Raw genomic sequence first — 19,718 nt, 5'->3', positions numbered from 1 at the left:
TATGAGTTTTACCCTTTAAGGGAGGTAGTATAATTGGACTTAAACGGATGGAAAGGGAAACTCTATTGGTTTGTGGAATTTGTGACGATGCTCGCTATATTACAATTAATGTGGATTGGTTTAACATTACTTGGTCTCATTATTTTAGGGATATCACCAGCCACTGTTGGATTATTTTCGGTAATGAGAAAAAGGTTACATGGTCAGGATGATTTAAAAACACTTATTAAAGATTATTGGAAAGCATATAAAGATGAGTTCATTAACTCAAATAAGATTGGCGTTATTTTGATTGGTATTGGTTATTTTCTAATAATCAATTTGAAAATTGTGTTAAATATGAGCGGTACATATAGTTTGTTCATGTTGACGTTGTTTGTCATGATTACGATTTTCTATGCTGTAATGGTAATGAATATATTCCAAGTGTTTGCACATTATGACTTACCATTCTCTCGTTATTTTTCGACATCTCTTCTATTAAGTATCTCATTTCCACTCCAAATGCTTGGTTCTATTATCGGTCTCTATGTGCTGTATCGAATTTTCGCATTTATACCAGGTCTACTGCCGTTTTTTGGAATAAGTGTAACGATACTATTTCTTACATGGATGTCATCCCAAATTTTTAAGTTAAAAGGTGAGTCGGATGGTTCAATACAGAAAGAAGATAAGAATACTAAACAGCAATTTCAAGAAGGTACAATATCATGAAAAATATACTATTAATTAACGCAACAATTGTCCTTGAAAATACAATTGTTGCAAATGGATTTGTTTATATAAAAGGTGAAAAGATTGACTCGGTTGGGAATATGGAAGAATGTCCTCTTTATAGTAATGTGGATCAAGTGTTTGATTGTACCGATAAACAATATGTTATTCCCGGTATGATTGATATACATGTGCATGGTGCTGCAGGGTATGATTTTATGGACTCAACTAAAGAATCTTTTGAAGAAATAGCCCATGCACTTGCAAAAGAGGGGACAACTTCTTTCCTTGCAACAACGATGACCAATCCAACACTATATATTAATGAGGTTATTAAGAATCTTGCGAGCTATATGGAAGATAGTAATCTATCAGGTGTAGCTGAGATGATTGGCATTCATGTTGAAGGACCATTTATTAATGAAGAACAAAAAGGGGCACAACCGGAAGATGCTATTTTAGCTCCTAATGTTAGTTTGTTTAAAGAGTGGCAAACTCTATCTGGAAATACAATTAAAGTTTTAACATTTGCTCCTGAACTAGATAACAATTTTGAATTGCTAAAAGAACTTAAAAGTAACGGTGTAATCCCGTCAATGGGGCATACGGATGGCTCTTATAATGAATGTTTACGAGCTATAAATCACGGAGTAGAACATGTTACGCATCTTTTTAATGGTATGAGAGGGTTACACCACCGTGATCCAGGAGTTGTAGGGAGTGCTCTTTTAAATGATGATATGTATGTTGAAGTGATTCCAGATGGCATTCATTTTCATCCGGATTTATTGAAAATGGTTTTAAAGATGAAAGGACTTGAAAGGATGCTTGTTATAACTGACGGTATTCGGGCTAAAGGAATGTCCGATGGGGTTTATGATTTAGGAGGTCAAAAGGTAAAGGTTACTGATGAGAAATGTATATTAACATCTACAGGCTCTCTGGCAGGAAGTATCATAACGATGAATAAGGCAAGGTTAAATCTTATAAAATGGCTCGGCCTTACTATACACGAACAACTTCAGGTCACTTCATCTAATCAAGCTAAGCGTCTAGGTTTATATGATAGAAAAGGATCCATTCAAGTAGGAAAAGATGCTGACATCGTAGTTCTAGGGGAGAATGGAGTAGTAGAGTTGACAATTTGCAGAGGATCAGTTGCTTTTCAAAATAATGATACATTTAAATAATGTCAATTTTTATGTAAAAATGATATATTGAAGTTATGAAGAAGTAAGAAAAGGATGAATAGGGTATGAAACCGTTAGATCAAAAAAGCATAATTCCATTATATCATCAACTAAAGCAACGCTTAGATGCTCGCATTAGAGGAGGTGAATGGAAACCAGGTGATAAAATCGATTCTGAAAATCGTTTAATGGAATTGTTTCAAGTAAGTAGAAACACAGCGAAAAAAGCGATTGAAGAATTAGTTCAAGAAGGTACACTTTACCGGGTACAAGGGAAAGGAACTTTTGTTTCTAAACCTAAATTTGAACAATCACTAGGTGGTTTTTATAGTTTTAGTCGAGTTTTACAAGAAAAAGGTCTACATCCAACTGATCATGTGCTTGAAGTGAAGGAAGTCGAGCCTTCAGCAACTGTAAGGGAAGGTCTACAACTCCCTGAAGGTGAAATGGTTGTTGAAATGAAACGATTGCGCTGTGCAGAAGACGAGCCAATCATTCTTGAATCATCATTTATGCCAAAATCCGTTATTCAAGATATGTCTGTATTACATGAAGTGGGAACATTCTCCCTTTATGATTTATTGGCTGATCGATATAACGTTATTGTTGTTCGAGCAAAAGAGGCTTTTGAACCTGTTCTAATTAGAGAGGGAGAAAGTGTCCTCCTAGAAACGGAAGTAGGTAAACCTGCATTACTTTTGGAACGAACGGCATATGATACGAATAATCGCCCAGTAGAATTTTGTATTTCAATTGTACGGGGAGATCGATGTAGATTTTACACAGAACTTCATTAAAACTCATAGAATTTTCTATGAGTTTTTAAATAACTAAAGTTAACCCAACAACCCATCTATAGGAGGATGAATAGTATGTCATTAGTAACAACGAAAGAAATGTTAAAAGACGCTTATGATAATCATTATGCAATTGGTGCATTCGGTGCACACAATTTAGAAATTATTAAAGCAGTAATTGCAGGTGCTGAAGCAACAGGTTCACCAGTTATTCTGCAAACAACTGCGAGCACATATAAATACGTAGAAATGCCGTATATGGTTGCAATGGCTAAAGCTGCTGCCGAACAAGCAAAAGTACCAGTAGCACTTCATCTAGACCATGGTGAATCATTTGATGTAGTTATGGAATGTTTACGTGCAGGTTATACATCTATTATGATTGATGGATCAAGACTTCCTTTAGAAGAAAATATTGCGCTTGTACGTAAAGTAACAGATGCTGCAAATGCTATCGGTGTTCCAGTAGAAGCAGAACTAGGTACAATTGGTGGCGTGGAAGATGATCTTGAGCTTGAAGATTCTAAATCATTTTTCACTAATCCAGTAATTGCTGAACGATTTGTACGTGAAACAGGGATTTATTCGTTTGCACCTGCATTTGGAACGGCACACGGAAACTATAAAAAGGAACCAAAATTACAATTTGATTTACTAGAAGAAATTCAAAATTTGACAAATGTTCCACTAGTTATGCACGGAGCTTCAGGTGTAGCTGATGAGAGCTTAAGAAAAGCCTTAGATTATGGCGTTGCAAAAGTAAACTTCTCTACTGAATTGAAAGACATGTTCGCAGAAGAGATTCGAACATTCTTCAAAGAGCATCCAAATGAAAATGACCCACGCAAATACTTTATGCCTGCACGAGAAGCGCTAATTGAATTAGTTAAATCAAAGATTGTAACGTTGCAAAAATGATAACAACTATCACGTTAAACGCAGCAATCGATCAAGTATATGAAGTTGAATCGTTAGTTGTTGGAAGTACGAATCGAGTTTCAACAATAATTCAAGAAGCGGGCGGTAAAGGCATAAATGTTGCAAAAGTGCTTCAACTTTCTGGTGCAAATGTCAAAGTCGGCGGGTTTGCAGGCGGCATTAACGGTGGGAGAATTTGTAAATTACTTTTGAGGAAAAGTATTCCTAATGAGTTAATTCAGGTTGAAGGTGAAAGCAGAGTCTGTTTAACGTTGCTAGATTCAAAGAATGGTAAAGTGACAGAATTACTTGAAAGTGGCCCAGAGATTACAACACAGGAATGGCAATCAATGCTCAAATGGGTTGAACAACAATCAAAAAGTGTAAAATGGTTTGCATTATCCGGAAGCTTACCAAAAGGTTTATCCACAACGGCGTATGCTGAAATTATTGAAATAATCAATAAAAACGGAGCAAAAGCAATACTAGATTCAAGCGGAGAGGCTTTACGAAATGGCATCAAGGCAAAACCTTTTGCAATCAAGCCGAATGAATTTGAAATTGCAACTATTCTCGGCAAAACAACTGTAAATGAAACTGATCTACTAGATATAGGAAAACGTTTTGTAGATGATGGAATTGAACATGCCTGCTTTAGTTTAGGAGAAAAAGGTGCGATCTTTGTCAATCAAAATAGCTATTTTAAAGTAGATGCACCGAAAGTAGAGGTCGTTAACACTGTAGGAAGTGGAGATGCCTTTGTAGGGGGTTTGTTATATGGATTAGCCAATGGTGAAGAGCCTTTAGTAGCTTATAAAAGGGCATTAGCTTGTGGTTCAGTTAATGCAATGTATAGCAAAATTGGCTTCATTGATTTGAAACAAGTAGAAGAATTAATGAAGCAAATTACAATTATAAAATTATAGATAGGGGACAAGGAATATGTATACTTATAAAGAGATAACTGGCCAGGGCGAACAACTTCAAAAGACTCTTGAGATTATTGAGAATTTAAATATCGAAATTGGGGAAGTAGATCAAGTACTATTTACAGGATGTGGAACATCGTATTACATAGCAGCTTCAGTAGCTAAATATTTCCAAACAGTGACAGGCGTATTTACTTCAGCAATTCCAGCTTCTGAATTATTCCTTCATACATCATCATGTATAGTCCCAGGGAAAAAATATCTTATTGTCGCAATTTCAAGATCAGGAACTACATCTGAAATCCTTATTGCACTAGATCAGTTAAAAGGCAATGCTGACCTTAGTACATTGGCAATTACATGTAATGGTGATACACCTATGGCAACTGCGGCAGATAATGTGATTGCACTTGACCATATTTCTGAAAAGAGCGTTGTAATGACACAATCATTCTCAAATATGTTGTTTGGTCTACAAGTGTTTGCTGCAAAACAAGCAAATTCAACAGACAATCTAAATGAATTAAAACGAGTACCTCAATTGGTTACAGCTGCATTAGTGAATGAAGATTTAACAAAAGTTGTTGCTGAGGATCTTTCTAAGAAACGCTTTATCTTCTTAGGATCAGGTTCATATAATGGTATAGCTAAAGAGGCAACATTAAAATTAAAAGAAATGACGCAAACAGAATGTGAAAGTTATTCGAACTTGGAATTTAGACACGGTCCAATTTCAATAGTAGACGATACTACAGTTGTAATTTTGATGACTCAACTAGAAACTGCTAATTATGATCAAGCACTTGTTAAGGATATTCAAAAGCTTGGAGGCTGTGTACTTACTATCGGAACTACACCTGTTGGGTTTGAAGCTGACCACATTATTAGATTGACTGCTGAAATTAACGATTTAAATAGACATGGAGTTTATGTACCATATCTACAATTACTTGCTTATCAACGTGCGATCCATCTAGGATATAATCCAGATAAGCCACGTAATCTTACACAAGTTGTTAAATTGTCATAATTGGATGGTGAGTATAAATGGAATACATTTTAGCAGCTGATGTTGGAGGTACTAAATTAGCAACAGCTTTATTTCGCAAAGATGGAACCATTGTAGAAGAGAACGTTATCCTAAGTGAAAAATATGACGGTGAAAAATTATTCCATTCACTAGTAGATTCATTTAAGAATCTACTAGTGAATTCAAGTGTATATAAGGATGATGTTATGGGGATTGCATTAGGAATTCCTGGAATTGTCGATTCTGAAAATGGGATAGCAGTTTTTCAAAACAATCTTCCTTGGAGAGCCTTTCCACTAGCAGATAAATTAGCTATTGAGTTTCCCGAAACACAAATTAAGATAGACAATGACGTGTATATGGCTACTTGGGGAGAGTATACAAACCGTGGGTTCTCTAAAGAGTCCATGGTTTATGTGACGCTAAGTACTGGTATATCTTGTTGTTCAATTCATCAAGGAAAGTTTTTACGCGGAGCTGGCATGGCAGGAGAAATTGGATTTAGCCTAACAGACACTCTTGATACAACGTTAGAACAGTTAGTTTCCGGTCCTGCATTGGAGTCAACAGGCCGCGAACACTTTAATAATCCTTCATTGAAATTGCATGAAATGATGGAGTTATATTATCACGGTGAAGAGGCAACCGTTTCTATAATAAAAGAGGCCGTTACTTGTTTAGCCAAAGAAATACATCACATACTCGTCTTTTTAGATCCGCATTGTATTGTACTTGGTGGTGGTGTTTTCAATCATCATCCAGAACTCATTGAGGTAGTGAAGAGAGAGCTCGGCCAATATCTTACCCATCCATTATTAAAAGGCAAAGAAGAACGAATTGAAGCAAGCGTGTATAAAGACGAAGCTGTATTACGTGGTGTTGTTTCAACCATAATAGAAGATAATAATAACTAAAATAAAATAAACCCACATCCAGACTACCAGGATGTGGGTTCTTCGTTATCTAATTCGACTATTTGTATCTTTATCGAAGAAATGACTTTTTGATAGATCAAATGCAAGTTTGATTTTTTGACCTGGTTGGATAAGAGAATCAGAAGATAAACGAGCTATATATTGTTGACCGTCTAGTGTGGAATAAACCATTAATTCTGCTCCAGTTAATTCAGACACTTCAATATTTGCTTCCACAGTAGATTCAGTAAGCTGAGCTAGTACTGCTGGATCCTCAGAAATATGTTCTGGTCTAACGCCAAAAATAATTTCTTTACCGTTATAACCTTGAATGTTTAAGATAGCTAGTTTTTCTTGAGGGATTTTCAACAAGACACTGCCAGCTTTGAAGTAGCCGCTGTCTATTGTTCCTTCAAAAAAGTTCATTGCTGGTGAGCCAATAAACCCGCCTACAAATACGTTTTCTGGATTCTCATATACATCTTTAGGAGTTCCAATTTGTTGGATTAGTCCGTCTTTCATAACAACAAGTCGAGAAGCCATTGTCATAGCTTCAGTTTGGTCGTGTGTTACATAGATTGTAGTCGTTTTCAAACGCTTATGTAATTTTGCAATTTCAGCACGCATTTGAACACGTAATTTAGCATCCAAGTTGGATAATGGTTCATCCATTAAGAATACTTTTGCATCACGAACAATTGCACGCCCTAGTGCAACACGTTGGCGTTGTCCACCTGATAATGCCTTTGGTTTACGATCTAAATAAGGCTCAAGATCTAGAATACTCGCTGCATTTTTTACTCGCTTTTCAATCTCTGCTTTAGAGAATTTTCTAAGCTTTAATCCAAACGCCATATTGTCATAAACAGTCATATGTGGATAAAGTGCATAGTTTTGGAACACCATTGCGATATCCCGTTCTTTCGGAGGAACATTGTTCATAGATTTTCCATCTATGCTAAATTCCCCATCAGAAATTTCTTCAAGACCTGCAATCATACGAAGTGTTGTCGATTTCCCACATCCAGAAGGACCTACAAGAACGATGAACTCTTCATCTTGCACTCGTAAATTAAAATTAGAAACGGCCATGCTTCCGTCATCATAAACTTTATAAATATCTTCAAGAACCATTTTTTCCATATTAAGCACCCCTTTGATATCTCTTGATATATTAAAGTTTAGCAATCTTAGCCAAAACATCATATGTAAAATGTGCACAATTTTCTGACGTATTAATTGTGCGCTTTGTCTTCACTGGCTATCAAACTTGCACAATAAGAAACAAGCGCTCCATCAAAATACCGTACAGAAATCCCAGTAATATCTTGGAATTTTATGAGACGATATTGAAGTGTATTTCTATGTACATGCAATCCTTTTGCAGTAACAGAAGCATTAAATCCACTTTCAAAATAGAGTTGGACTGTTTGGAGTAATTCCATATCGTACTCAATTGGTTCTAATACTTCTTTGCGGATCATCTGTTTCATTTCTTCAGACATTTGGCTAATTAAACTATAAGGAAAAGTCTTTTCCATCGTGTAAATTTGTTCAGAACGGTTTCTCGAAAGTCCTTTGATGAACCATTCTTTTTCTTTTAAAAAATGGAGAGAAAAGGGTGCAACTGTCGAATGGAATTTTCCGATATACATCTGGACTTTTAAAAAAAAATCACTTTCAAGTGCGACGATAAAAGATGAGAAATCATCATAGGTATGTATATAGGATGACTTCTGTTCGATCAGAACTGCATCATGTGAAGAAATGAAAATAAGCTGAAGTGCATCGTCAAAATATGCACTAACAGCTTGTTCCAAATCGGTTTCTAATCCATCTTCCTCCTTAAAATGAAGCTGAATAATACGTATATCGCTATCCTCTTGTAAAGGAACAGGTCCGTTATCTTGAAGAAATTGAATCCATTTATCCGATATGGAATTATCAGTAGATGGAGTCGGTTTTATTTCTTTAAAAAGCGAAACTAGTAGAGCATACTCACGATCAGATACTTCCTTTTTATCAACGATCATCCATGTTTTAGTGTGTTCGTTATGGAAAATATATTTATTCTTTTCGCATTTAATAGGGCATTCAGTTAATAGTTCAATAGTTGGGAAAAGTGTTGCTAGGTTATTGGACACTATTTGGATTCTCCTATCTTGAAGCAATTAGAACAATTGTGTATCTTTAAATGTTCTTTTCCTGCTTATAATGTTAGTCAATTAGATTTCAGCTGAATGATACTAAACGTACCTATATTTCTATTATAAGATAAGTAACCCTGTCAACATAACTGAATTTTTAAAAATTTACAAATATTAAAAATGCAAAATAGTCATTCTCAAGCTTTATAAGGCATATCAATTAAGTCTAGGGTATATTTTAATGACCATACACTATCTTCATTAATATGGGACTCTAAATATAGTAAGAAGCGTCATGGTTTTGACAATGAGAATCAGGCGTGTTGCCCAATTTTAACCATAGTAATAATAGTTTTATTCTCTAACAGGTGTATTGATTAGGGAGATATTAGGTTGTTAATTACGTTTAAATGGTTTTATGTTCGATATTAACGTATGTTACTACATTTTTTAGTTGATTGTAGCGGAGGGTGCTCGCCCGTGGAAAGCGAGCATCCCGTAGTGGAAATCAATTTATCACTTTAATAGTAAGAATCCTGTTGAATGTAGTCTGTAGAAATAAATGATTAATAGGGGGTAGTTAAATGAAAAAGACCATGCTTATTATCGTACTATTTATCGTATCACTTTCAATTTTTGCACCAACGGAAATTGCAGCAGCGACTAAGGAATTTTATATTGTAAAAGATAGTGATCATGTATCGAGTGGTATCTACTTCGCCGACCCTAATGAGCAAGAAAATCCGCTAGTTATTTTCAACCTTTATAATACTAATAATAAAGTGAAGAAAACACTTGGATTAAAGGATCTTACCGCTCAGTATAAAATGGCTTCTAATGTTGGAAATCCTATACATGATTTTAATAATTCAATCTTTACACTTCAAAATGAGGAGTCTACAGTATACTTCACATTACCCGTTTTTCGTACGGAAAGTCTCTTTGGACCAGCAGAAGGTTATGCTTTAAACCTATACGAAATGACAGAAAACGGGGACAAAAGGTTAGTTATGGACGATTATATTCCATCCAATACTGTCACACCGTTTACTATAATAGGATCTAACTTATTTTATGTTACTTATAATAAACAATCGATGAGTGAATATGATTTTAAAGTATATGATTTGAAATCAAAAGAGCGAAAGACATTACAGAAATCAGTCGATAGCTTTTGGCTACAAGATGATGTGATTTATTTCACAAATGATGGGATGCTTTATTCAATGAATCAAGATGGCGGGGATATAAAACAATTCAAATTTATTGATTATTTATACAATGCTTTAGGGTTTGAGGCGAAAAGTTTCGGTGTTACTATAAATGGTGTTCTCATTTATTATAATGGTAAAAAAGGAAGTTATTATTATTTAGATACGATGAACGGTAAGAGCTATAAGTTCCCAAAAATCAATTTTTATGAGGGAAATCAATATATTGACTATCCAACTCGAAGTATTATCTATACAGACAAAAAAGGTATAAAAATATACGATGGAAAAACGCAAAAAACGATACTGATTAAAAAAACAAAGGCAGTTGTCTACATTCATCAGGTGAATATGGAAACTAGAAAAATTCAATATGTAAACGGTAGTCATTTGTATGAAATCGGATTTTAAATGAATATGTTAGATGGATAATTATCATAAGACCACAAGAAGCTTAAAAAGTTACTTGTGGTTTTACTTTTCTCTTTTCTTAATGCTAGTAATGTTGAGGTTTTATTAAGGTTGGGTTATTTCTGGGCTAACACGGTTAAATTCATAATACACTAAAAACATTGAAGTAGTTTCCGTTTAGTTTGGTATACGAATAAACAAAATAAGTAAATAGGATAAACCCAATTTTCACCTCTAATTTAGGGGGGAAATGGGTTTTTGTTTTTTGTATTAAATATTAATTTTATAGCACATTATGTATAAAGGACTGTTAGGCAAGTACATACTTTTGCCATGATACAGTCCGATCGGAGGAGGGGAATTCACTATGAGCTTTTTAGAAAAAAATACTACTAATTCTCCTAATTCAGAAACTAAAGATACTCAAAAACTAATCTTTACACGACTTTCTGAAAATATAAAAAAAATCAAAGAAGTCCTTGGAAATAGCACAGATATCATTATACGTGAGGTAGCAATTGGGCAATCTAAAAAGCAGCGTATTGCAATTATTTATACTGACGGACTAGCTGATAAAACGGCTATTACAGATTTTATCATGGAGTCACTAATGGTGGACTTAGATACTACTCTCGACACAAACTCGGAAGATGTTATCCAATATTTAAAGGATTTTTGTCTTACAGTGGGTGATGTTAATGATATTCCTGATTTTCAAGCATTATTTCATTCTATTCTAAATGGAGAAACAGTCATACTGCTAGAAGGTCAAGCTAAAGGTATTTCCGCAAGTACTAAAAGTGCAAAGGATCGAGCGGTATCTCAGCCTACTACAGAATCAGTTGTCAAAGGGCCTCAGGAGTCATTTACAGAAACTCTTCGTACGAATACTGCCTTGATTCGTCGCAAAATTAAAAATCCAAATCTTTGGCTAAAATCAAGGGTTATTGGAAAAGTAACACAAACAGACGTTGCTGTCATGTATATAAATGGAACTGCAAACGATAAAATAGTAAAAGAGGTATTCACTCGTTTAGATCGTATTGACATCGATGGAATTCTTGAAAGCGGTTATATTGAAGCGATGATTCAAGATTCAAAATACACACTTTTCCCCACCATCTTTAACTCAGAGCGTCCAGATGTCATTGCAGCAGAACTATTAGAGGGGAAAATAGCAATTCTAGTAGATGGCACTCCGTTTGTCCTTATTGTGCCTGCAATACTTACATCTTTTTTACAATCTGCAGAAGACTACTATCAACGCTCAATTGTTAGCACTCTTATACGTATTTTAAGGCTTGGAGGAATAATTGCTGCTTTAATAGCCCCTTCGCTTTTTATAGCAATAACTACCTTTCATCAAGAAATGCTGCCGACACCTATGCTAATTAGTATCGCTTCCCAACGCGAAGGGGTACCGTTTCCAGCATTTGTTGAAGCTATAATTATGGAGGTTGCCTTTGAAATATTAAGAGAAGCTGGGCTTCGAATGCCAAGGACGATAGGACCAGCAGTGTCGATTGTAGGAACATTAGTTATCGGACAAGCAGCAGTAGAAGCGGGGGTTGTCTCAGCGGTAATGGTTATTATTGTGTCAATAACAGCCATATGTAGCTTCCTTTTTCCAGCATATGAAATGTCCAGTACAATTCGTGTATTGCGATTTCCTTTAATGGTATTATCAGCTGCCTTTGGTTTATTTGGAGTCTTCATGGGTACGATGGCCATAATCCTTCATTTATGTAGTCTTCGCTCTTTTGGAGTACCTTATATGACTCCTTTTGCACCAATAATCCCGGAGGACCAAAAGGATGCGATCCTACTGTTTCCACGTAGTTCCTTATTAACTCGACCTCGTTTAATCAATCAAATTAATACTAAAAGAGGAAGTAGTTCTTCAAATAATGATGCAAATAATTAACAATATTGGTATGCAAAATAGTAATGCTAGAGGTGATCGACATGAAAAGAATAACAATAATTATATTCCTTCTCTCGTTCACTCTATTATTAAATGGATGCTGGAGCAAACGTGAATTAAATGAATTAGCAATTGTTGTGGCATTGGGAATTGATAAAATAGACGATGAATTTGAGGTGTCAATGCAAATTGTTAACCCCGGTGAAATTTCTTCAAAACAAACGAGTGGTAAGAGGTCCCCTGTTGTTACTTACCATGCAAAGGGGAAATCAGTATTCGAAGCTCTAAGGAGAATGACTACATTAACGCCTAGGAAACCCTATATGTCCCATCTTCAAATGCTAGTAATAGGAAAAGAATTGGCAGCTGATGGGATAATTCAATCTTTGGATTTACTAGCAAGAGATCATGAAATTCGAAATGATTTTTACATTGTCGTAGCCGATCAATCAACTGCAAATGAAGTATTGAATGTTTTAACACCTATAGAAAAGGTACCTGCTAACAAGATGAAGAATTCTAATGAAGGTTCTCAAAAGTCATGGGCAACGACTTCAACTATTCAATTAGATAAATTAATAAACAATCTAATTAGTGATGGAAAGAGTACAGTATTGTCAACAATTGAAATAGTGGGGGACACAAAGTTAGGTATTGACCAAACAAATGTAGAAAGAATCAAAACACCAGTGTTACTGGAATATACAGGATTATCAGTATTCAAAGAGGATAAGTTAGTAGGGAAATTAAATGAAGAAGAAAGCCAAGGTTATAATTACCTAAAGGATGAGCTAAAAAGTACAATAGAAATCATGTCCTGTCCAAAAGGTGGGAATTTATCAACAGAAATAATTAAATCAAAAACTAAAGTAAAAGGAAAGATAATAAATGGTTCCCCTTCAATTGATGTCACTATCAATGTGGATCAAAATATTGGTGAAGTTGAATGCGATATCGATTTAAGTAAAATCAAGACGATTCATATGATAAATAAAAGTACAAGTAAATTAATTAAGGAAAAAATAAAAAAAACACTTGATAGCATTCAAAAGAAATATCGAGCTGACGTGGTAGGTTTTGGTGATGCTATTCATCGTGCTGATCCAAAAGAATGGAAGAAGATAAAGGGGAACTGGGAATCGCTATTCCCTGAGTTAAAGGTTAATGTAAAAGTAAAAGTAAACACACGTGGATTAGGTACTGTGCAAAATTCATTGCTATATAAGACAAAGGAGTAACATCATATGCTTCTAACAATGGGGATATTAGTTATTTCTGCTGCCGTTTCTATGTTTGAAATACCAAATTTACTGAAAAACAATAAAACTAAGGAATTATGGGTTTTCATAATATTATTATTAATTGGTACAAGCTTGAGTGTAGCAGTATGTTTAAAAGTTATGCTACCTAATCCACTAAATTGGATAACCTTTATTTTTAAACCATTTAGTGAATTTATTATGACAACATTAAAGTAGAACAGCAATTTTGACGACATCTTCGAAATGTAAAAAATAATTAAACAGTAAAGGAGGCAAGAAAATCGTGAATAAACAAATGATTAGTGTACGCCAATTAACCATAATTGTCATGTTTTTTTCTATAGGTACAGCAATATTAATTTTACCAGCAAGTATTTCACAACAAGTTAAACAAGATGCATGGATAGCCACTTTTTTAGGTATATTATTAAGCTTTTTAGTTGTCAAACTATTTATCTTAGTAGGGAATATTACGCCTAACTTTACTTTAGTCGAATCCTATGAAAATATTTTAGGCAAATATGTGGGGAAACTTATTTCTCTTGCCTTCGTATTATTTACCTTTTTTGCAGCTGGAGAACTACTATATTATTTAGGGGATTTTATGAAGTCTTCAGTTATGCCTGAAACACCTTTAGCAGCTTTTGGAATAATGTTTATGATCGTTATTTGTTATGGCGTTTACTTAGGGATAGAAACATTTGCACGTTCTGCTGAAATACTGTTCCCTATATTTGTTCTAATATTTCTTCTATTTGTCATTTTCATCTCTCCTCAAATAGACATAAATAATATTCAACCTATATTAGAAACGAGAACTAAACCATTGATACATAGCATATTACTTTTTACAAGTACATTTTCCTTCCCTTTAATTGTTATGTTGATGGTTTTTCCTGCTTCCGTAAATGTGCATAAATCATCATCAAAAGGAATTTATATAGGTATAATAGCTGGGGGAATTGTATTAATTTCTGTAATCACTTTAGCTATCTTAGTCCTTGGAGCCTCGAATGCCTCACAAATGTCCTATCCTAGCTATGCAATGGCTCAGAGAATTTCTATAGGGAATATTCTTGAGCGTATTGAGATAATAATGGCCTTTTTATGGATTACTACAATTTACATTAGAACGTTCATGTATTTTTATGCATCAGTTTTGGGTTTATCTCAAATACTCAAGATTAAAGATTATCGACCTCTTGTCTTACCAATGGGGATGATATTAATTGCTATTTCACTGATTATACACCCTAACATAATTCATTCAAATAAATTTAGTGAAGAGATTTGGTTACCGTATTCATTTGTTTTTGCAATCTTACTGCCGTTATTATTAGTAGTTGTTGCAAAATTCAGGAAGATAAAAAGTGAGTGATTGGTCATTTGCACAGGAATTTAGATAAAATAATAGTTGGAGTAGTAGAATTTAAATACTTGAATTTATTTACTTCCTGTCCAACAAATATCGTTAATTAATTGTAGAAATGCAAAATATTTATTTGAAGAAGTATTTTAGTTGAACTTATAATGTAAAAACCACAAGCAGCTTTTCAAATTTGCTTGTGGTTTTTTCCTTTCAACTCGATTCACTTTACTATTTTACAGTTTTCGCACCCTTGTATAGTAAATAATTAAAAAATTTCCCCAAGTATTTGTTGACAGAAAAATAGAATATATATAAGATATAGTAAAGTTTCCTTTAGGAAAAAAATTTGTGATGGGAATAAAATTTTCCAAAAGGAATAAAAAAATTTGCGTTAAAAGTTTCCTTAAGGAAAGAAATTTAGATTAATGAAAAAGGAGCAGAATGGATGAAAAAGTTAGTTGTTTTTATGGCTGCAATCATATTATTAGCAGGTTGTACAGCCAAACAGGAAAGTGGAACTGGTAAACCAGTTGTTATGACAACAATCGGTCAAATTGCAGATGCGGTTTCTGTCATTGCTGGAGATCATGTAGAAGTAAAAGCTTTAATGGGTCCAGGAGTAGATCCACATTTGTATAAGGCTACACAAGGAGACTTAAGTAAATTAGAAAGTGCGGATGTTATTTTTTATAGTGGGCTTCACCTTGAGGGGAAAATGCTTGATGTTTTTGAGAAAATGAAAGAAAGCGGTAAATCTGTTGCTGCAATTAGTGAATCCATTGATGAAAGTAAGTTGTTAGGTAATGAAATGGATGCAAATTTATTTGACCCGCACGTATGGTTTGATGTCAATATTTGGAAAACAGCTGTGCATCAAATTACAGAGACGTTAAGTGGGGAATATCCAGAAAATAAAGAAGAATTCAAGAAGAATGAAGCAAGCTATTTTAAAGAATTAGATGAACTATCTGCTTATGCACAACAACGAATAGAGGAAATTCCAGCAAGTGGTCGTGTATTGGTAACGGCGCATGATGCATTTAACTATTTTGGGCGAAGTTTGAACATAGAGGTGCGTGGTTTACAAGGATTAAGTACGGAGTCAGAGTATGGGTTAAAAGATGTGCAAGAGGTTGTTGACTTTTTAGTGGGAAACAATATTAAAGCAGTATTCATTGAATCGAGCGTGTCTGATAAAGCGATGAAAGCAGTAATTGATGGAGCTAAAGAAAAAGATCAAAATGTGAATATTGGCGGGGAATTATTTTCAGATGCCATGGGAAAAGAAGGGACAGAACAAGGCACATATATCGGGATGTATAAACACAATGTAGATACAATTGTGAACGCATTGAAATAGGGGGCGGAAAATATGAATGCAATTCAAGTAAGTCACTTATCTGTGGCATATGAAGACAATATTGTTTTACGTGATATTAATTTAAAAGTGCCAGTTGGACAATTAGTAGGAATTATTGGGCCAAATGGAGCCGGAAAATCTACGTTGATTAAAGCAATTTTAAATCAGCTACCAAATAAAACTGGAAAAGTAGAAATACTAGGGCATTCTTTCAATCCTAAAAATCACCTTGTGGGTTATGTTCCTCAACGAAATGCAGTAGATTGGGACTTCCCAACAAATGCATTAGATGTTGTTTTAATGGGGCGTTACGCTCATATTGGTATATTCAATAGACCTTCAGCTAAAGATCGAGAAAAGGCTTTGAAATGTTTGAAAAGTGTTGGCATGGGGGGATTTGCGGATCGTTCAATAGGTCAATTATCTGGTGGACAACAACAACGCGTCTTTTTAGCCCGAGCACTTGCTCAGGAAGCAGAAGTTTATTTTATGGATGAACCGTTTGTAGGAGTTGATGCAGCTACTGAGCTAACGATTATAAATATTTTAAAAAAATTAAAAGCGAAAGGGAAAACAGTACTGGTAGTACACCATGATTTACAAACGGTCGATGAGTATTTTGACTGGACAGTATTATTAAATAAAACAATCATTGCTTCAGGACCAACAAAAGAAATCTTTACAGAAGAAAAATTACAACAAACATATGGAGGAAAGCTATTCTTCATGAATAAAAAGAATAATGAAAATATCGCTGAAAGGGGAGGTTTGCGTGATATCAGGTAACTTATTGTGGGTATTAGTTGGTGCATCACTACTAGGAATTGCTTCTGGATTAATAGGATCATTTGCTTTTCTGCAAAAGCAAAGTCTTGTAGGTGATGCAGCTGCTCATTCAGCACTTCCAGGAATTGCGATTGCCTTTTTAATATTTCAACAAAAGGATTTGCCATTATTAATGCTTGGTGCAATTATTACTGCTACTATGTCTGTATATCTGATACAAGGTATTATAAATCGATCAAAGTTGAAGTCGGATGCCGCCATCGGTATAGTACTATCTGTTTTTTTTGGTGCGGGTATTGTTTTACTAACAATTGTTAATCAAAGCAGTTCTGGAAATCAGAGTGGATTAAATGATTTTATTTTTGGTAAAGCAGCAACTATAGCAAAAAGTGACTTAATTTGGTTATCTGGAAGTGCTTTATTAATTATTTCGACGACCTTACTTTTTTATAAAGAGTGGAAATTAGTGATTTTTGATACCGCATTTGCTAAAGGAATTGGCTTACCTGTAGAACTCCTTAGATTTATACTTACAGCAATGACTGTTTTAACGATTGTGACAGGTATCCAGGCTGTAGGGGTTATATTAATGTCGGCAATGTTAATCATTCCGGCGGCTACCGCTAGAATATGGTCGGATAGATTAATCACGATGATTATCATGAGTGCATTGTTCGGTGCTTTTTCAGGAGCATGTGGCACTTTGATTAGTTCTTTGAAAACGGGATTATCCACTGGTCCAATTATTGTCATAACAGCATCGTCATTCTTTATATTATCTTATATTTTCTCTCCAAAACGAGGTCTATTAGTGAAAATCCACCAAAAACGCCAAATAGAGAAGCGGGCATTAATCCAGGAGGTGCAAGCATCTTGAATGAATTTTGGGTAATAATAACAGGCTCCTTGGTTGGGATTACCTGTGGATTAACAGGTGTATTTTTAATATTACGTAAGATGGCAATGATTGCAGATGCGATAAGTCATACCGTTTTATTTGGTATAGTCATGGCATTCATTATCACACAGTCAATAAATGGTATATGGATGATGATTGGGGCAGGAATTGCAGGAGTTTTAACGGCATATTTAGTGCAAGTCCTACAAAACAATGGTTTACAAGAAGATGCTTCAATTGGAGTCGTTTTTACAACACTATTTGCAGTCGGAGTATTACTAATTACACTTTTTGCAGGCAATGTACACTTAGATGTAGAACATGTATTAATGGGGGAAATTGCATTTGTACCTTGGAATACTTGGTCATTTATGAGTATAACAATGCCAAAAGCTGTATGGATGTTACTGTTGGTGCTATTAATAAATGTATCATTCCTATTAGTGTTTTATAAGGAAATAAAATTGTCTACATTTGATCCTGTTTTTGCAATGAGTTTGGGCTTACCACTCGTTTTTTTACATTATGCATTTATGACACTCGTATCGATTACAACAGTTGCAGCATTTGACAGTGTAGGTGCTGTCTTAGTCGTCGCTATGTTAATTGTGCCAGCATCTACAGCTTATCTACTTAGTAAATCGGTAAAAAGAATGATTATTTTAAGTATGGGAATAGGAATGATATCTGCTATAGGTGGTTATTATTTCGCAAAATTCTTTGACGCATCAATTGCAGGAATGATGGCTACAACAGCAGGGATGATATTCTTACTTGTCTTTTTATTTAGACCATATGATGGCCTTTTGATGAAAAAAAGGAAACTAGCTAACTTGAACGATCTCAGCATAAAATCATAAGTAGAGAGAAAAAGTTTAATGCATCCGCATTATTTACTAATGACAATTTCAACATATCATTTTAATTAGAAAATAAAAAAGTAAGCTTAAAATAATGTTATTTATTATAACAAAGATCAAAAGCAACAGAGATATATTTAATATGTCTGTTGCTTTAAAAAAATTCCGTACAACTATACAAAACTCCATACGAAGAAATTTTAGAATAGTTTAATCCAATTTTAACTAGCGGGAACTAAAACTTTATACTCCTCGGGTATGTGTAAAATTGTTTCGTAATAGGAGTTTTTGGGATATTCTTTTGAGATATTTTTGTTTATTGCTTTATATGTTAAATATGGTTCATCAATTGGTTCTTTTTGAATAATAGTCTGAACAGCTATTGTTTCAGAAGCGTTATTTTTATCTAGAACATCTAATTCTACCCAAATAGGTTTAACTTTTTTATTCAAATAAATCGATTCAATTTTTTTGTTACCATTTTTATGTATTTCTAATATTTGTGTAAATTCTTGTACATATGTTTTATTTTCCGGTAATGCATTTATATAAGGATCTAAATAATTGTTTTTCCATTGTTTTTCATTCATCGAAAAATCAGCTGTAATAATATTAATGGATAAAAAACCTACAATCGAAAGTGTCATAACAAAGAATAACCATCTCATAATAAAGCCAGTAGAAGAAATTGCATTATTATTTTTTATCATATCCATAAGGGAGTAAACACCAACTATTATCCATAATAGTACAGCAGGGATTATAACGACTGTTGAATAGGCCTGGGATATACTTTCATACACTATTATTACTTTATCTATACTATGCACTTTTACTTCCTCCAAAATATTGTCATGTAATATTTGTATGACAATTTATTAATTTACACATTTCACCTTTTAACTGAATCAATTTCATAAATCGTATTTTTTTAGAGCACAGAGAACTCCCATAGTACAAAATCCGTTTTTAAAAATTAAGCTACGTTTGGTTGTTCA

At 34.2% G+C, this 19,718-nt stretch carries 19 protein-coding genes; 16 read left to right on the top strand and 3 right to left on the bottom strand.

Features of this window, described 5'->3' with window-relative positions; translation table 11 throughout:
- Positions 1-33 precede the first annotated feature (33 nt).
- From ACQKMD_RS18500 to ACQKMD_RS18470, 7 genes are all read left to right on the top strand, one after another.
- Complete coding sequence (locus ACQKMD_RS18500; protein WP_427753850.1) at positions 34-714, top strand: YesL family protein; 681 nt, start codon at positions 34-36, stop codon at positions 712-714.
- Entirely contained in the window at positions 711-1,904 is a 1,194-nt protein-coding gene (gene nagA, locus ACQKMD_RS18495) for an N-acetylglucosamine-6-phosphate deacetylase (RefSeq protein WP_427753849.1), read from the top strand. The genes ACQKMD_RS18500 and nagA overlap by 4 nt, the downstream gene beginning before the upstream one ends.
- Positions 1,905-1,969: 65 nt before the next feature.
- Entirely contained in the window at positions 1,970-2,701 is a 732-nt protein-coding gene (locus ACQKMD_RS18490; protein WP_427753848.1) for a GntR family transcriptional regulator, read from the top strand.
- Between the two features lie 75 nt (positions 2,702-2,776).
- Complete coding sequence (locus ACQKMD_RS18485; protein WP_427753847.1) at positions 2,777-3,619, top strand: class II fructose-bisphosphate aldolase; 843 nt, start codon at positions 2,777-2,779, stop codon at positions 3,617-3,619.
- Positions 3,616-4,545, top strand: coding sequence for a 1-phosphofructokinase (gene pfkB, locus ACQKMD_RS18480; protein WP_427753846.1), 930 nt, complete (start codon positions 3,616-3,618; stop codon positions 4,543-4,545). The genes ACQKMD_RS18485 and pfkB overlap by 4 nt, the downstream gene beginning before the upstream one ends.
- A gap of 16 nt (positions 4,546-4,561) precedes the next feature.
- Positions 4,562-5,578, top strand: a complete 1,017-nt coding sequence (locus ACQKMD_RS18475; protein ID WP_427753845.1) for an SIS domain-containing protein — start codon at positions 4,562-4,564, stop codon at positions 5,576-5,578.
- Positions 5,579-5,595: 17 nt separating this feature from the next.
- Positions 5,596-6,492, top strand: coding sequence for an ROK family protein (locus ACQKMD_RS18470; protein ID WP_427753844.1), 897 nt, complete (start codon positions 5,596-5,598; stop codon positions 6,490-6,492).
- 45 nt (positions 6,493-6,537) lie between these two features.
- On the opposite strand, the gene ACQKMD_RS18465 is transcribed toward ACQKMD_RS18470, so the two are convergent.
- Together ACQKMD_RS18465 and ACQKMD_RS18460 are read right to left on the bottom strand one after the other, a co-directional pair.
- Positions 6,538-7,635 carry an ABC transporter ATP-binding protein gene (locus tag ACQKMD_RS18465; RefSeq protein ID WP_427753843.1) on the bottom strand — a complete coding sequence of 366 codons (1,098 nt, stop codon included), beginning with the start codon at positions 7,633-7,635 and terminating at the stop codon, positions 6,538-6,540.
- A 92-nt stretch (positions 7,636-7,727) separates the two neighbouring features.
- On the bottom strand, positions 7,728-8,636 hold the full coding sequence (locus tag ACQKMD_RS18460) for a PucR family transcriptional regulator (protein WP_427753842.1): 909 nt from the start codon (positions 8,634-8,636) through the stop codon (positions 7,728-7,730).
- A 587-nt stretch (positions 8,637-9,223) separates the two neighbouring features.
- On the opposite strand from ACQKMD_RS18460, the gene ACQKMD_RS18455 reads away from it, so the two are divergent.
- The 9 genes from ACQKMD_RS18455 to ACQKMD_RS18415 all read left to right on the top strand — a co-directional run bounded on the left by ACQKMD_RS18455 (position 9,224) and on the right by ACQKMD_RS18415 (position 18,720).
- The gene (locus tag ACQKMD_RS18455; RefSeq protein ID WP_427753841.1) at positions 9,224-10,261 is read left to right on the top strand and encodes a hypothetical protein; all 1,038 of its coding nucleotides are present in this window, start codon (positions 9,224-9,226) and stop codon (positions 10,259-10,261) included.
- A gap of 367 nt (positions 10,262-10,628) precedes the next feature.
- Entirely contained in the window at positions 10,629-12,185 is a 1,557-nt protein-coding gene (locus ACQKMD_RS18450) for a spore germination protein (protein WP_427753840.1), read from the top strand.
- Between the two features lie 41 nt (positions 12,186-12,226).
- Entirely contained in the window at positions 12,227-13,423 is a 1,197-nt protein-coding gene (locus ACQKMD_RS18445) for a Ger(x)C family spore germination protein (protein ID WP_427753839.1), read from the top strand.
- 6 nt (positions 13,424-13,429) lie between these two features.
- Complete coding sequence (locus ACQKMD_RS18440; RefSeq protein WP_427753838.1) at positions 13,430-13,663, top strand: hypothetical protein; 234 nt, start codon at positions 13,430-13,432, stop codon at positions 13,661-13,663.
- Positions 13,664-13,730: 67 nt separating this feature from the next.
- Positions 13,731-14,825, top strand: a complete 1,095-nt coding sequence (locus ACQKMD_RS18435; RefSeq protein ID WP_427753837.1) for a GerAB/ArcD/ProY family transporter — start codon at positions 13,731-13,733, stop codon at positions 14,823-14,825.
- Between the two features lie 436 nt (positions 14,826-15,261).
- On the top strand, positions 15,262-16,176 hold the full coding sequence (locus tag ACQKMD_RS18430) for a metal ABC transporter solute-binding protein, Zn/Mn family (RefSeq protein ID WP_427753836.1): 915 nt from the start codon (positions 15,262-15,264) through the stop codon (positions 16,174-16,176).
- Positions 16,177-16,188: 12 nt separating this feature from the next.
- Positions 16,189-16,962: a metal ABC transporter ATP-binding protein gene (locus ACQKMD_RS18425; RefSeq protein WP_427753835.1), complete on the top strand. Its 774-nt coding sequence runs from the start codon at positions 16,189-16,191 to the stop codon at positions 16,960-16,962.
- Positions 16,949-17,839: a metal ABC transporter permease gene (locus ACQKMD_RS18420; protein WP_427753834.1), complete on the top strand. Its 891-nt coding sequence runs from the start codon at positions 16,949-16,951 to the stop codon at positions 17,837-17,839. Before ACQKMD_RS18425 ends, ACQKMD_RS18420 begins: the two co-directional genes overlap by 14 nt.
- The gene (locus ACQKMD_RS18415; RefSeq protein ID WP_427753833.1) at positions 17,836-18,720 is read left to right on the top strand and encodes a metal ABC transporter permease; all 885 of its coding nucleotides are present in this window, start codon (positions 17,836-17,838) and stop codon (positions 18,718-18,720) included. The genes ACQKMD_RS18420 and ACQKMD_RS18415 overlap by 4 nt, the downstream gene beginning before the upstream one ends.
- A 221-nt stretch (positions 18,721-18,941) precedes the next feature.
- Here ACQKMD_RS18415 and ACQKMD_RS18410 read toward each other — a convergent pair whose 3' ends face one another.
- A complete protein-coding gene (locus ACQKMD_RS18410) occupies positions 18,942-19,550 on the bottom strand; it encodes a hypothetical protein (protein WP_427753832.1) in 609 nt (202 codons plus the stop codon).
- Positions 19,551-19,718 lie beyond the last annotated feature (168 nt).

The organism is Viridibacillus sp. NPDC096237 (assembly GCF_050278625.1).
Taxonomy (GTDB): Bacteria; Bacillota; Bacilli; order Bacillales_A; family Planococcaceae; genus Viridibacillus.
This window is presented reverse-complemented; position numbering and strand designations above follow the sequence as displayed.